This window comes from Acidovorax sp. (assembly GCF_046314175.1).
Taxonomy (GTDB): Bacteria; Pseudomonadota; Gammaproteobacteria; order Burkholderiales; family Burkholderiaceae_C; genus Acidovorax.
Genome location: NZ_JBKBXG010000015.1, coordinates 22518 through 36140, shown reverse-complemented (window position 1 = coordinate 36140; position 13623 = coordinate 22518). Strand labels below are relative to the sequence as shown.

14 protein-coding genes are annotated in these 13623 nt (G+C 63.8%); 8 read left to right on the top strand and 6 right to left on the bottom strand.

Annotated features, from left to right (window positions below; all coding sequences use genetic code 11):
- Positions 1–43 precede the first annotated feature (43 nt).
- The 3 genes from ACK4OE_RS06100 (at position 44) to ACK4OE_RS06090 (ending at position 1961) form a co-directional block, all read left to right on the top strand.
- Entirely contained in the window at positions 44–937 is an 894-nt protein-coding gene (locus tag ACK4OE_RS06100; protein WP_409883749.1) for a DMT family transporter, read from the top strand.
- Positions 938–1091: 154 nt separating this feature from the next.
- Positions 1092–1334 carry a hypothetical protein gene (locus tag ACK4OE_RS06095; RefSeq protein ID WP_409883747.1) on the top strand — a complete coding sequence of 81 codons (243 nt, stop codon included), beginning with the start codon at positions 1092–1094 and terminating at the stop codon, positions 1332–1334.
- Between the two features lie 87 nt (positions 1335–1421).
- Positions 1422–1961, top strand: a complete 540-nt coding sequence (locus ACK4OE_RS06090; protein ID WP_409883745.1) for a DUF924 family protein — start codon at positions 1422–1424, stop codon at positions 1959–1961.
- A 15-nt stretch (positions 1962–1976) separates the two neighbouring features.
- Here the strand turns inward: ACK4OE_RS06090 and ACK4OE_RS06085 are convergent, their stop codons facing one another.
- A complete protein-coding gene (locus ACK4OE_RS06085; RefSeq protein ID WP_409883744.1) occupies positions 1977–2912 on the bottom strand; it encodes a succinylglutamate desuccinylase/aspartoacylase family protein in 936 nt (311 codons plus the stop codon).
- A 102-nt stretch (positions 2913–3014) separates the two neighbouring features.
- Between ACK4OE_RS06085 and ACK4OE_RS06080 the strand changes: the two genes are divergently transcribed.
- Positions 3015–6221, top strand: a complete 3207-nt coding sequence (locus ACK4OE_RS06080; protein ID WP_409883743.1) for a WD40 repeat domain-containing protein — start codon at positions 3015–3017, stop codon at positions 6219–6221.
- An 84-nt stretch (positions 6222–6305) separates the two neighbouring features.
- Positions 6306–6566, top strand: coding sequence for a helix-hairpin-helix domain-containing protein (locus ACK4OE_RS06075; protein ID WP_409883742.1), 261 nt, complete (start codon positions 6306–6308; stop codon positions 6564–6566).
- Between the two features lie 143 nt (positions 6567–6709).
- On the opposite strand, the gene ACK4OE_RS06070 is transcribed toward ACK4OE_RS06075, so the two are convergent.
- From ACK4OE_RS06070 to ACK4OE_RS06055, 4 genes are all read right to left on the bottom strand, one after another.
- Positions 6710–7093 carry a hypothetical protein gene (locus tag ACK4OE_RS06070; protein WP_409883741.1) on the bottom strand — a complete coding sequence of 128 codons (384 nt, stop codon included), beginning with the start codon at positions 7091–7093 and terminating at the stop codon, positions 6710–6712.
- A 90-nt stretch (positions 7094–7183) separates the two neighbouring features.
- Positions 7184–7687, bottom strand: a complete 504-nt coding sequence (locus ACK4OE_RS06065; protein ID WP_409883740.1) for a hypothetical protein — start codon at positions 7685–7687, stop codon at positions 7184–7186.
- A 287-nt stretch (positions 7688–7974) separates the two neighbouring features.
- Complete coding sequence (locus tag ACK4OE_RS06060; RefSeq protein WP_409883739.1) at positions 7975–8436, bottom strand: OmpA family protein; 462 nt, start codon at positions 8434–8436, stop codon at positions 7975–7977.
- Positions 8436–8882: a hypothetical protein gene (locus ACK4OE_RS06055; RefSeq protein ID WP_409883737.1), complete on the bottom strand. Its 447-nt coding sequence runs from the start codon at positions 8880–8882 to the stop codon at positions 8436–8438. Before ACK4OE_RS06055 ends, ACK4OE_RS06060 begins: the two co-directional genes overlap by 1 nt.
- Positions 8883–9007: 125 nt before the next feature.
- Between ACK4OE_RS06055 and ACK4OE_RS06050 the strand changes: the two genes are divergently transcribed.
- Positions 9008–9151, top strand: a complete 144-nt coding sequence (locus ACK4OE_RS06050) for a hypothetical protein (RefSeq protein WP_409883736.1) — start codon at positions 9008–9010, stop codon at positions 9149–9151.
- Positions 9152–9291: 140 nt separating this feature from the next.
- Here the strand turns inward: ACK4OE_RS06050 and ACK4OE_RS06045 are convergent, their stop codons facing one another.
- Positions 9292–11586, bottom strand: a complete 2295-nt coding sequence (locus ACK4OE_RS06045; protein WP_409883735.1) for a putative bifunctional diguanylate cyclase/phosphodiesterase — start codon at positions 11584–11586, stop codon at positions 9292–9294.
- A gap of 172 nt (positions 11587–11758) precedes the next feature.
- On the opposite strand from ACK4OE_RS06045, the gene ACK4OE_RS06040 reads away from it, so the two are divergent.
- Together ACK4OE_RS06040 and ACK4OE_RS06035 are read left to right on the top strand one after the other, a co-directional pair.
- The gene (locus ACK4OE_RS06040; RefSeq protein WP_409883734.1) at positions 11759–13036 is read left to right on the top strand and encodes a hypothetical protein; all 1278 of its coding nucleotides are present in this window, start codon (positions 11759–11761) and stop codon (positions 13034–13036) included.
- 56 nt (positions 13037–13092) lie between these two features.
- Positions 13093–13617, top strand: a complete 525-nt coding sequence (locus tag ACK4OE_RS06035) for a Fur family transcriptional regulator (protein WP_409883732.1) — start codon at positions 13093–13095, stop codon at positions 13615–13617.
- Positions 13618–13623 lie beyond the last annotated feature (6 nt).

Genomic DNA, 13623 nt, shown 5'->3' with positions numbered 1-13623 from the left:
ACACTTTTGCGGCTTTTCCAGCACCCTGCACTTCTCCCATTCCATGTTCCCTGCTCAATCTTCAGCCAGTTCTGAGAACCTGCGCGGCATCGTTGCCATGGTGGTGGCGGTCGGGTTTTTCTCGGTGATGGACGCTCTGCTCAAAACCCTGTCGGCCCACTACCCCGCCATGCAGGTGGCGGCGCTGCGGGGGTGGGCGGCGCTGCCGCTGGTCGTGCTGTATGTGCTGTGGCGGCGCGAAGTGCCGGGCTTGCTGAAGGTGCGCTGGCCGCTGCACCTGCTGCGTGGCGTGCTCAATGTGTCGATGCTGGCGCTGTTTGCGTATGCGCTCAAGGAACTGGCGCTGGCGGAGGCGTACACGCTGTTTTTCATCGCGCCGTTGCTGATCACGGCGCTGTCGACCGTTGTGTTGGGAGAGAAGGTGCGAGGCGAGCACTGGGTGGCGATTGCGCTGGGCATGGTCGGCGTGGTGGTGGCACTGCGGCCCAGCCAGGACGCTCTTTTTACCGTGGGCGCGCTGGCCGTGCTCGGCGCTGCAATAGGCTACGCGGTGTCGGCCATCACCGGGCGGGTTCTGACACGCACAGACTCCAGCGCCAGTCTGGTCTTTTGGGCCACGGCCTTCCTGGCACTGGGTGCCGGGGCTCTGGCCTGGCCAAACTGGGTGGGTGTGGAGCAGGCGCACTGGCCGCTGGTCGCGGGCCTGGCGGTGACGGGGTTTGCGGGCCAGTTGGCGATCACCCAAGCTTTCAAACATGGGCAGGCCGCGGTGGTGGCGCCGTTCGAATACACGGCACTGGCCTGGGGCTTGGGGCTGGACTGGGTGCTGTGGCACACGGTACCGGGGGCGTCGACCTTGTTGGGAGGCGCCATCATCATTGGCAGCGGGTTGTATCTGGTGCGCCAGGAGCGCAAACGACCGGTGGCGCCGAGCTGAATGACACACCGCACTCACTCACTGACTCACTCACCCATTCAGTGATTGGCGGCCCCGCCCGTCTGCCGTGCGAGGCTCGGTCTTACATGCCACTGCCCTGCACGCCGTTGTAATGGTGCGATGACCACAGCGGCAACGCCGCAAGGAGATCGCAATGACACAAACAACACACCCCACCTACAAAACCCAACAAGCCACCATCCATGGGCACGTGACTTACACACCCGGCGACGGCGCACCGATTGCGATTCCCGAAGGCGCCGCGGAAGTCATCAACAGTGGCGACAGCGCAACCCTGAGCTGGACGGTAGAAGAAGACATCGTAGGCTCGGCATCGTTGCCCCGCGACCAATTCAACCAGTATGTGAAGGACGGAAAAATCCGCCTGAAGAACTAGAAGAAGCCCCGCTTCGAATGCTATGAATTTGATAGCCTATCGCGCTCTATGATCAAGCGCTAGACCCCAATTTCATTCAAAGAACACATGCAAGCCGAAGACATTCTTCATTTCTGGTTCGAAGAACTCTCCCCCGCCCAGCACTTTGCACAAGAAGACGCCATCGACGCCATGATCCGCGTGCGGTTTGGGGCCGCGTGGCAGGCTGCGCAGCGGTGCGAGCTGTGGGCTTGGCGGGCATCGCCAGAGGGGCGGCTGGCAGAGATCCTGGTGCTGGACCAGTTCTCGCGCAACATCCACCGTGGCTCACCCGTTGCGTTTGCGCAGGACGCGCAGGCCCTGACACTGGCGCAAGAACTGGTGGCCGGGCGACATGACAGCGCACTGACGCCTGCACAGCGTGCATTTGCCTACATGCCCTACATGCACAGCGAGTCTGCCGCCATCCACACCCAGGCCGTGGCGCTGTTTGACCAGCCAGGGCTAGAGAACAACCTGAAGTTTGAAGTGCAGCACCGCGACATCATTGCGCGGTTTGGGCGCTACCCCCACCGCAACGCAGTGCTGGGCCGCACGTCCACCGCGCAAGAGCTGGCGTTTTTGCAGCAGCCTGGCTCGTCGTTCTGAACCAGGCAGCGCGGCTTACAAGGGCCGCGTCAGGTACACCGCTTCGCGGCCCACGATGGGTTCACGCGTGGGCATCATCACGGTGCAGTCGTCGCACAGGGCGCGTATCTCCAGCGTGCCATCGGTGGCAATCAGCTCGTCCTTGGCAAACACCTCAAAGCCTTCAATCGGCCGGGTAAAGGCAAAGTCCGGCGTGCGCACCATGCAGGTTTCCAGCAGTTCATAGCGGCGCTGTGCGCCCGGTGCAGGGCGGCCGGCAACGGCATCCACCAGACCAAAGTGCGCCAGGAAGTCCAGTGCAGCCGCAGTGGCCACATCGGCCGCCGACTGACGGAAATGCTGTCCGCATTCCACCACCAGGGCCACACCGTCTCCCGTCGCCTGGCCGTGGCGGCCATGCTGAATCAGCGGCGTGCCCGACCCCAACCCGCTGGGCATGACCAGATGCACCGGCGGGTTGCCAATGGCCAGCGCCACTTCAGCATTGCGCGGGTAGGCCGGGTATACCCAGAAAGGCTGCACGTCCTGGCTGGTGGAGTGGATGTCCAGAATGTGATCGGCCGCAGCCACCACGGGGCGCAGCACGCGCGCACGGTCCAGCTCGGGGCTTGCTGCCGTGCCGTCCAGCTCGCCCGCAGACCACACGCGGTTGAGGTTGTGCACCAGCTGGCGGCTTTCAAACGGACGGCTTTGGTCAAACGACTCGTAGGCAGCCACGTTGGCAAAACTGATGGTCAGCGTGCCGATGAGCGGGCGCACGCCCGTGTCCAGCAGGTGCGTGGCAGCCACCATGCCGCAGATCTCGTTGCCATGCGTCAGCGCGTTGATCAGCACGTGGGGGCCAGGCTTGCCGGACTCGAAGCGGTGCACGTAGTCGATGCCGACATTGCCTTGTCGATACGCGGACAGGTCGCGCGGCAGGACTTCAAACACAGGAGGATTCTGGGACATGGCAGTGAATTAGTAAGACAACACATCATTGTCAGCCCAAAGCCAGAAGCCTGCAGGCCGGGGTGTAGGATGCCCGCCGGTTGTTCATCGCCCTGCTGCACCATGCCCATTGCCCGACTCTGCCCGCTGACCGATGTTGCCGCCCTGGTCCCCGCCGACTGCTGGATCGCCAATCACCTGGCCAGCAACCCCGACGAACTCGGTGGCGAGACGGTGTTGCACATTACCGGCGATGTGCAATTGCCGGAGTTGCACCTGGACGCGCCGCTGGCCACAGGCAGTGCACTGCGCACATGGTTGCAAACCCATGCGGGCAGCATCATTGGGGCAAGCGCGCCCGGCACACCGTTTCTCATCCTCATCGAAGGCAACCTGCACATCGACGGTGCGCTGACCTGTGACGACACCGACGGCACCACGCACCTTGTCGTGACGGGTAATGCACACATGCACAACGCGGTGTTGGGCGGCCAGCTGCTCAGTGTGGGCGGCGCGCTCAGTGTGGCGGACCTGCTGTGGGGCCACTACAACCACGGCGAGCTGCGGGTGCACGGCGGGCTGACGGCCCGTGTCGCCGTATTCACCGACGAATACCACCTCGATATCAACGGGCCCGAGCAGGTGGAGTTTTTGATGGACGAAGTGCGCAGCATTGCGCACCTGGCAGAGTTCTCGTGCGAGGTGGTGGCTACGGTGTTTGGCCCCGAGTTTCTGGACGCTGCTGCCCCTGGCGCGGACGGCATCAGCGCCCTGCTGGACCGCGATGCCGTGGTGGCTGCCGTGCGCGGGGGCGACAGCGCAACACGCAGCAGCGACGATATCCAAGCTCTGTTCCCCATCGCCCACGACCTCTGCGCCGACAACGCCATCAGTATCGACAACATTTTGGCCGTGCTGCGCACCCCGGTGATCGCGTATAAGCAACACGAGGCCTACGGCTGGTTTCAGCAAACCGACTTTTCGCTGTGCAGGCGCCATGTGGACGAAGACAAAGACCAGCGCGAGGACAACGTGTTCATCACGGTGTGGAAGACCTGGGACTTTTATCTGTCGGTTGAACAAGTGCCCGATCACCAGGGGCTGCTGCAGCGCTTGGCCGCCTTGTTACTGCGACGCACCGTGCCCACCCCGCGCCAGCTCACGCTGATCTACCGCGGCTACACCGACGGCATGCCCGGCGAGTGGAAGGCCCTGGCCCCCGACACCGCCCCTGCCGCATGGGCCGCATGCCAGCACGCCTGGCGAGGCGTGCTCGACTACGTGCGCAAGGCCGTGGGCCAGCACCGCGCGCGCCACCCGCTGCACCAGCGCCTCAAGGCAGAGCTGACCGCCGCGCGCATTGAGTCCCTCACGTCATTGCCGGTGTTCACCGACCGCTACAACGACTGGTGGGACAGCGATAAAAACGGCTATTGGGAAGGCAGCATCTGGGTGGGCGCGCGCCAGCCCTGCATGCACGACGGAGAGCCCTGGGGCCGCGCACTGAAGCTCAGCTGGAACAACGGTAGCGACGCGCCGGGCGATGAGGAGTTCAACGCACACAGCGCCTACCAGATCGATGTGAACGAAGCGCGCGATGGGCCTGCCGTGGTGGAGTTCAGCTATTCGCAGCGGCAAAACGACAGCCGCGCCACCCTGCCCACCTGCGCAGCCGACCACATAGCGCGCCTGCTGCGGTTTTACTCGGCGGTCGAAACACGCATCCGCACCCAGCACGAACAAGACCAAGCCCGCCGTGCCCAAGCGCTGCGCATAGAAGCCGCCGTGCACCTGCTGGCCACACCGCCACTGGCGCCAGATCTGCCCGATGCGGCGGTATTTCCTGTCGAGCTGATGATGCTGTCCGACCGATGGCAGGCAGACGGCCAAGGCTACGTGGCCGCCATCCGCTCGCATGTGATGGGCGCAGATGCAGCGGCCAGAAGGGTCACTCATACCCCTGCAGACAGCGAGAACGCCGATGAAGAATGGGCAGAGAGGGACGATGAGAAAGTAGCCAATGGCGACACGGAAGAAGCAGCGCTACCCGAAGACCCGCGCGCGGCCGCCGCCCCCACGGTGCTGCAACTGGCCCGCGTGGTCAGCGCCTGGGCCGACGAGGACTTGTCCCAACGCTTTCGCCAACGGTTTGCTTTCGCCCCCGATGCCTATGCGAACCTTGCGTCCACAGCGGGCACCTTCATTGGCCCCGTGTTTGCGCTGGACGACGGCCGCGTGGTTGCACGCATCGGGCCGGTGTACGAAGACACCGCGCACTGGGTAGCGCTGCAGGGCCCGCAGCACACGCCGCTGCCCGCACTCAAAGGCGCGGGCCGCTCGCCCGACCGGCGGTGTTTTGCACAGAGTGATGGCCAGTACGTCACCACGCATGACGGTTTCGGCGGCCCGGTCATCGCACGGTTTGCGCTGCCCCGAGGCAACGAAGGTTTACCCACGAACGGGCAGCATACGCAGCACGTGCGGCATGTGCAGGCCGTTGCAGACCCCACGGCACAGCGATGCGACGAACTGATCCCCTTCAGCGACGGCCAGCGCGTGCTGCTGGCCAACCCTACGGGCATCTATCTGCTACACGCCCTGGGCGCCCAAAGCGCTCAGGAATCTGAGAATGCCCAGGGCCACATCCAGCGCATTCACCCGCAGACCTTTGACGAAGATGGCCCCTACACCTGGCCCAAGAACCAGTCCGACGAAGACCAAAGCGCAGTGCTGTCCCTCAACATGCTGCACATGGCCTTGTCCCCCGACGAGCGGTACATCGCCGTGGGCGACCAGGACAGTGTGCACATCCTGCTGAGCGCTGACGGCGAAGTGCTACGCCGCTACGAACCCCTGTCGTCCTACCCGCACCACGCCGCTTTCTCGTATGACGGCACACAGCTGTTTGCCAACTCCTGCCACCTGTACGGCGGTTGCACGCTGGCCGCGCCGCTGGATGAGGCATTGCCCGCCCTCGCCGCAGGCGCTGAAGATACGACGCAAGAAGCCCCCGCCATCAACACCCAGTGGCGCATCTACGCATCTGCCACATTGCCAGGCACGCTGATCGTGGGGCACGCCCACGGCTACCTGCACGCGGTGGACGACACCGGCCAAACCCTGTGGCGCCACCACATCGGCAGCTCCCTCAGCGCCATCGACGTGTCGCCAGACGGCAGCACCATCGTAGCCGCCAGCTACGGCGGCTACCTGGTCACGCTGGCACGCGTGGAGACAGGCATGGACCCGTATTCGATGGGCACGTCGCCGTACGTGGAGACGCGGCGGTGGATCTTTTGGGGCGATGAGGCGAGGCCGTTGTGCTGGTAGCTATGTGGGAAATTGCCTGCTCAGACGCCCACCTGCGGCATGGTCAGCAAGGTATGCAGACCTTCGCCAAGCACCAACATTGCATTGAAGCGCCAGTTCAACGTGCCATTTCCAATTTCTGAACGGCAGGCCTTGCTTGCCCTCAAGGGCGTCGGCCCTACCGTCGTGTTTCGCCTGGAGCAACTTGGATTCGAGTCCTTCGCTCATCTTGCAAAGGCCAACGCGCTGGATATCGTGTCGAATGCGGCTTCGCTTATCGGCTCAAGTTGCTGGAAAAACAGTCCGCAGGCACGAGCGGCGATTTCGTCAGCGATTGCGCTGGCCCAGCAGCGCGAAATGAAGTAGCGGAGTGATGGCTATCGGCCAGGAGCGGCCGGTGGTGGCAGATGAAAGCGGACGCTCAACTTAGAGCTAACCGGTACGGCGCGGCTCTGTCGAGCAACGTTCAGCGACCAAGCGAGCGAGGTTGAGGGCCGGGTTGGGGATCTTCACAGTCCATCTGGAATTCCAGATTTGCCGTCGATCTTGGTGATTCGCCATTTTGAGATGTCTTCTCTCTCGAACTTGATCTCATAGTCAAAGGAGTTCTCGATGCCGAGGAGGCAAACACAAAATCGCTTCTTTGGTTCTGGCTCACAGTCCCAAAGCTGCCGACCCAACGCGTTCAGGGCGTCGTACATCGCACTTTCTTTCATTGCAGATACGAGGAAAACGCCATCAGGCGTTACGTATGACGCATTTGAACCGAAACGGAATTCCTCCGACTCGAAACGCCAGAATGCGCGGTTCCACGTGGGAGCGATGCGACAGACGGCAGACATGAATTCCTTAGCTAGCGCGATGACTACAGGGGATGACTTATCGAAATCCACGGTTTCTCCTAAGTGCCCAACGTTTGAGATGAGAGGCACTTGGAGGCCGTAGCCGGAAGCGTCCTCTCGATTGATGGGCTCGGCGCCGGCTCACTCCCAGGAAGCCGCCGTCTTTTCAAGTCTGTTCCAGCGATACACATGAACGCGCCATCCATCTTTTCGACCCATTTGGTGCCTGAAGTCTCTTGCCGACATTCCATCTTGAAATTCTGAGCGATAGGCTGGAACGACCAGGTGCATTCTTGCGCGGAGGTCTTCAGGCAGATGATCAAAGAGCGCAATCTCCGGTGGTGCGATTGCTAGGACTTCGAATTCACTTGCTGGCTGAAAACGTGCGTCCGCAACGGTGATTTTTCCTGGCTGCAATTGGGACAAATCAATCGCATTGAAGCAATCGAGAAGTCTTTCAGCAATGACTTCGGAATAGCTATTTGATGCCGACGTCTGAAAGAGGCGCCCCTCGCCAGAAAACCAAACCAAGCATTTGACGGCCTCTCTCGGAGTCTCTATATCGAATGCCAACACGTTGTGCCGACCAATGGTGATTTCGACTGCATCCCATTGCTCTTGTTTGAATACTTCCAGCAGTTCCATACCGACACCTGACGTAATTTTGACCGCAAAACCTGCGGGATAAGCTGGACACTGATTACTCCTGGAAGTGGCTTGCAACGACCGCTTAGGGACAGCCACCCCACAGTCGGCTCAGGGCCCAAAGCGCTCCGTCATAACGTATCTGCAGCTGCAAACCAAGAGCTGAAGTATCCGCCAGCCACGCCGCCCAAATACCTACTGCAGCACAAGCTCCACCCGCCAGTTCTTGGCGCGCCCCTCATCACTGCTGTTGTTTGCCACAGGGGCGAGTGACGCAACGCCGTTGCTCAGACTCGACTGGCAGCAATGCCGTTGTCTTTGGACAAGGCAGCCGCCAGCGCATCGGCGCGCCGTTTAGACAACGCCAGGTTGCTGTCAAAGCCGCCCACGCTGTCGGTGTGGCCCACCACGAGCAGTTTGACGGTGGGCTCGGCTTTCAGGAAGGCGGCGATCTGGTCCAGTGATGGCTTGGATTCGGGTTTGACGTCGGCCTTACCGGTGTCAAAAAGGATGCCGTAGATGGCAACCTTGCCGTTGGCGGTCATGGACTTGCTGATGTCCGATGCAGCTACCACCACCATGTTCTGCTCCATGGCCTTGGTTTCCAACACATCGACGGCGATGTAGGCGCCTTGTTTGGACCTGTAGTCGCGGTCGTCACGCGTCCATTCGATGGACACCAGGCGCGCGGTGGTGTTGCCCTTCTGGAAGGTGCCGGTGCGAGTGCCCCCGGCCTCGGCGGCGTACATCACGTATTCGCTTCGGTTGTTCCTGATGAAGTCGCGGCCGGTGCTGCTGAAGCTGGCGAGAAAGTTGGTCCACTGCCCTGCCGCTCGGTGCGTGATGAGTCGTACAGCACCGCAAACCCGTTGGCCGCCAGTTCGTTGGCGTAGTTGCGGTACAGCTCCAGTGCCCGCGTGTTGCCGGGTGCCTCGTACCAGATACGGGTGAGTTTGCCCTCCTGCTGCAGCGGCGGCTTGATGTAGCGCCGGGTGTCGCGGCCTGCCAGGTCGTATTCCTTGAACGTGGAGGTCTGGAACTCCACCTCATCAAAGTTGCGTACCTCGTACCCCACGATGGCGCTGCCGGCAAAACGCTTGAGCGCCGGATGGTCCTTGGCGCCCGCAAGGTCTTGCGCCGTGGCTGCGCCCCAGCGTTGACGCGCTGACGACCTGCGCGGGTGATGGGGAGCCAAGACTGGAACTGAACTCCCTCGCCCGAAAGCCACTGAAAAGCACGTTGCACCACTGCTGTGGCGCCCCCGTTGTGGCGTACCATCCTGCGCTGCGGTCCCATTCCGAGACCTTTACAGGAGGCACCATGGCCAAAGGCGAACAACGCAGTAACAAGATGGCGAAGAAACCCAAGAAGGACACTTCGCTCCCCAAAGAAGGCAGCGGGTCTGACCGCCCCATGCCCCCCATGACCGCCGTCATCCCGCGCGGCAAAGACAAGAACAAGTAGGGTCCGCGGCGCTGTGGCGCCACCGTCTCTATTGCTCCTGAATCAATAGCTGCTAGCGCTTACCCATAAAGCGCTAGCAGCTATTTTTATATGTATTCCTTCGCATCCCTCGATCTGCGAGCCTGCATGGGGCCGACCGCCTACCCGTGGGCCTGTTCAGCGGCAACCGGTGCAAGGCGGGCCAGCCAGTCCGTGTCAGGCTCGGGGCGGCCAAACAGGTAGCCCTGGTAGACGATGTCGGGTGCGCGCTGGCTCAAGAAATCGGCCTGTGCACGGGTCTCCACGCCTTCGGCCACCACGCGCAGTCCAAAGTGGCGGGCCACTGACAAAATGCCTTCCACCAGCACGCCGTCGTCGGCGTTGGTGGGCGCGTCGTGCACAAACGACCGGTCGATCTTGAGCTCCTGAATCGGCAGGCGCTTGAGGTAGGCCAGCGACGAGTAGCCCGTGCCAAAGTCGTCCAGCGACATTTCCACACCCAGCGTGGCCAGCTCGCGCATCTTGGCCACCACGTCGTCAAAGTCGTCAATCACCAGGCCTTCGGTCACCTCCAGCGTCAGCAGGCGCGGATCGGCGCCGCTGGCTGTCAGCAGCGCCCGCAGTTGCGGCACGAACCGCGCCTGCCGAAACTGCCGCGCACTGAGGTTGACCGACAGCCGCAGCCGCCGCGCCTGGAACGCGGGCTGGGCCAGCAGCGCGCAGGCCTCGGCCAGCACCCAGCCGCCCACGCTGACGATGAGGTCCGATTCTTCGGCGATGGGGATGAACACCCCCGGCGCCACCAGCCCGTCGCGCGGGTGTCGCCAGCGCACCAGCACTTCGGCGCCGGTGAGCTGGCCGTGTACGTCCACCTGCGACTGCAGGTACAGCCGCAGCTCGCCCGCGCCGATGGCCTGGCGCAGCTCACGCTCCACCCGAAACCGCTGCTCGGCCGCCTCGCCCATGCCCTGCTCAAAAAACTCGGCGCGCCCGCCGCCCGCCTGCTTGGCGCGGTGTAGCGCGGTGCCAGCGCGGCGCAGGGCATCGTGTGCACCGTCATCGGCCGTTTGCGGGTACAGGGTGATGCCCACGCTGGCACCCAGCTGGGCCTCTTCAGTATCGCCATCCAGCCGCAAGGGGCGCAGCAGCGCGGCCTGCAATTTTTCGGCAAACATCAGGGCCTGGCTGCCGGCCACCGGCACGTCGGCGCCCAGCCCGTGCAGCACCACCGCAAACTCGTCTCCGGCCACGCGCACCAGCAGGCCCTGCGCCGGCAATATCTCAGACAGGCGCAGCGCCACCGCACACAGCAGGCGGTCGCCCATCTCGCTGCCGCGCGCGTCGTTGAAGGTGGTGAAGCGGTCCAGGTCCAGCAGCAACAGTGCGTGTTGTGCCCCCGGTGCGCGCCCCGCGCTCGCCTGCAGCACCGACAGCCGCTCCATCAGCGTGAAGCGGTTGGGCAGGCTGGTGAGGCTGTCGAAATGCGCGAGGCGGTGGATTTCATCGGCCGCACGCCTGCGCTCGGTGATGTCCTGTTTCAACTCTACATAGTGGCTCACATGGCCGTCGGGCTGGCGGATGGGAGCCACCACCACCGATTCGATCAGCGCCTGCCCGTCCTTGCGGTAGTTGACCTGCTCGCCCGCCCACGAGTCGCCGCGCGCCAGTGTGGAGCGCAGACCTTCGCGCTGCGCAGGCGCCATGCCATTGCTTGAATAGTTGGCCGATGCCCCACCCACCACTTCATCGCGCGCATAACCGGTGCGGCGGACAAAGGCATCGTTCACATATTCGATGTCTTCCTGCAGGTTGGTGATGACGATGCTCTCGGGGCTTTGCTCCACGGCGCGCAGCAGCTTGCGCAGCTCGGCCTCGCTGGCGGCCAGGTTGGCGGCGGTCTGCTGCGCTTCTTGCACGCGGTGCATGTAGTTGCGGCGCGACAGCAGCGTGGCCGCCGCCGTCAGCACCAGAATGCCCGCCAGGTAAATCGCCCCCGCCACGCGGTTGGCAACCTGCACCGGCTTGAGCACGCCTTGAACATCGGCCCAGATGAAGCCCATAAACAGCAAGGCGGTCAACCCTACCAGCGTGAGAGTGGCTCGCACACCCAGCAACCAGCCTGCCAGCACGATGATCACGGGGTAATTGAGCAGGTTGGGGCCGTTGACCCCGCCGTTGCGCGCTGCCACCAGCGACACCGACACCCACACGCCCCACACCAGCAGGTGGGCCGCCTGCGTCCAGCGGCCCTGGCGCGCCAGCAGCAACGCGGTGCCACCCACTGCGCTCGCCACCAGATTGAGCGCCACCCGAGCAGGCTGCACCGATTCGTCCAGCAGCAGCAGCAAGCCAATCATCACCCCCAGCAACATCACCGCCCAGCCCGTAACGCTGACCAGATGGCGGGTGGTGGCATCGGGTTGATGCAGCAGCGGGGTCACAGAGGCTTCGGCCATGGCGAATGGGGTTGCTGGGCGGGAGACCATCGTAACCGCGGCTTTCTGAATCAGCTACCGGCAAAAACACCACGCGCGTCCAATGCGAACCTCAACCGGGCCGATGTCGATCCTTCAAAAAATGTAATAGTGTTACAGTAATGTTGTAACATCAACTTTGAGGGATTTCACTATGAATCGACACGCTTTCTTGCGCCTGGGCGCACTCACCGTGGCCTGCGCTGCTTTGCTGGCCGGTTGCGGCGGAGGGGGCGGCGGCGCAACCGACACCGACGACCATGCGGGCGAGCGCATCGACTCCGCAGGCCGCCTGGCCGTGTTGCAGGCCGACAGCGCCAACGTGCGCATCTGGGACCTGGACGAGGGCAAGCTGGCCCAGTCGTTCGCGCTGGACCACCCGCCGGCCGCCGTGTACGCCAGCCCGGGCGGCCGCTACGCCATTGCCCTGCAGCGCACGCAAGACCAGGCCCAGTTCATCGACGGCGGCCTGTGGCAAGAAGACCATGGCGACCACCTGCACGACTACCGCCAGGCACCCCGCCTGCTGAGCCTGCGCCTGCCCGCCGTGCGCCCCACCCATTTCGAAACGCACGGCAGCCAGGCCGCGCTGTTCAACGACGGCCTGGTGGCCGACAACAAGAACGCCGAAGTGGTGTTGCTCAGCGATGCGGGCATTGGCAAGGGCACGGCAGACGCGCGCCTGCCGCTGCCCCTGCCCATGCATGGCACAGCAGAGCCGTTGGGCGAGCACCTGCTAACCACCTACCGCGACCCTGCCAACACCAGCACCCTGCCCGTGCAGGTGGATCTGTACCGCCGCACCACCACCGGGTTCACGTTTGCGCAGCGTTTTGCGGAAGCCTGCCCCGACCTGCATGGCAGCTTCACCAATGCAAAACACACGGCGTTTGGCTGTAGCGATGGCGTGCTGGTGGTGAGCCGCTCTGGCACGGGCGCCAGCGCCACCTTCACCGCACGCAAGCTGCCCAACCCTGCCGACATGCCCACGGGCGTGCGCATTGGCACCATCAAGGGCCACGACAAGGTGGCGCAACTGGTGGGCCTGGCATCGCCGGGGCATTTGTTCGTCATCGACGCCGACGCAGGCCGCATCACGCGCCTGAACTGGGCAGAGGGCCGCACCGTGCGCGCCCAGGGCTTTGACCGCGCAGGCAGCAACTACGCGGTGCTGGACGACCAGGGCGCGCTGCACATCACCAGCCCCGCCAACGCTTTTGCCACGCGTGCCAAGGTGAACGTGGTGGCGCAGATGCCCACGGCCGCGCCCTTCCCCAGCATGGTGAGCAGCCTCACACGCGATGAGTTGTTGGTGTCAGACCCAGCGGCCCGCCAGGTGGCAGTGGTGGACGTGCCCGGCGCTAAGGTGGGCAAGCGGCTGGACATGGGCTTTGCGCCCACGGGTCTTGCCTGGCTGGGTATTGCGCCCTGATGCCCTGGCGGCGCCCACGGCCCTCACCGGCCGCGCGCGCCGCTAAACTGCCGCGCATGCCTGCCAAGAAAAAGTCCATAGCCTCCCACAGCCACGCCCCCCATGCCATGCCCGATGCGACAGACCCGCAGGCCCTGGGCCAGTGGCTGGACGCGGCCCGCGCGCACTGCAGCCACAACGGCACGCAGTTGACCGAGCAGCGCCGCGAGGTGCTGGAGCTGCTACTGCACCGCGGGGGCAGCGCCAAGGCCTATGACCTGCAGGCCGACATGCAGACCCGCCACGGCCGCGTGGCCCCCACCACGGTGTACCGGGCGCTGGACTTCTTGATGGAGCAGCGCTTGGTGCACAAGGTGGACGCCACCAACACCTACGTGGTGTGCACCGACGCTGAACACGACCACCCCAGCATGATGCTGGTATGCACCCAGTGCGGCGAGATCACCGAATGGCACGACGACCCGCAGTTCAACGCGTTGAGCGCACAGGTGGCCGCCTACCTGCCCGGGTTTGAGGCCCGGGGCCTGGAGATCAAGGGGCTGTGCCAGCGCTGTGGCGACAAGGCACGCGCCGCAGGCTGAGCGTCT

Bases quoted from the DNA above. Each gene is read 5' to 3' on its own strand.
- ACK4OE_RS06100 (WP_409883749.1), top strand. From the start codon at position 44: ATGTTCCCTGCTCAATCTTCAGCCAGTTCTGAGAACCTGCGCGGCATC.
- ACK4OE_RS06095 (WP_409883747.1), top strand. From the start codon at position 1,092: ATGACACAAACAACACACCCCACCTACAAAACCCAACAAGCCACCATC.
- ACK4OE_RS06090 (WP_409883745.1), top strand. From the start codon at position 1,422: ATGCAAGCCGAAGACATTCTTCATTTCTGGTTCGAAGAACTCTCCCCC.
- ACK4OE_RS06085 (WP_409883744.1), bottom strand. From the start codon at position 2,912: ATGTCCCAGAATCCTCCTGTGTTTGAAGTCCTGCCGCGCGACCTGTCC.
- ACK4OE_RS06080 (WP_409883743.1), top strand. From the start codon at position 3,015: ATGCCCATTGCCCGACTCTGCCCGCTGACCGATGTTGCCGCCCTGGTC.
- ACK4OE_RS06065 (WP_409883740.1), bottom strand. From the start codon at position 7,687: ATGGAACTGCTGGAAGTATTCAAACAAGAGCAATGGGATGCAGTCGAA.
- ACK4OE_RS06060 (WP_409883739.1), bottom strand. From the start codon at position 8,436: ATGTACGCCGCCGAGGCCGGGGGCACTCGCACCGGCACCTTCCAGAAG.
- ACK4OE_RS06050 (WP_409883736.1), top strand. From the start codon at position 9,008: ATGGCCAAAGGCGAACAACGCAGTAACAAGATGGCGAAGAAACCCAAG.
- ACK4OE_RS06045 (WP_409883735.1), bottom strand. From the start codon at position 11,586: ATGGCCGAAGCCTCTGTGACCCCGCTGCTGCATCAACCCGATGCCACC.
- ACK4OE_RS06040 (WP_409883734.1), top strand. From the start codon at position 11,759: ATGAATCGACACGCTTTCTTGCGCCTGGGCGCACTCACCGTGGCCTGC.
- ACK4OE_RS06035 (WP_409883732.1), top strand. From the start codon at position 13,093: ATGCCTGCCAAGAAAAAGTCCATAGCCTCCCACAGCCACGCCCCCCAT.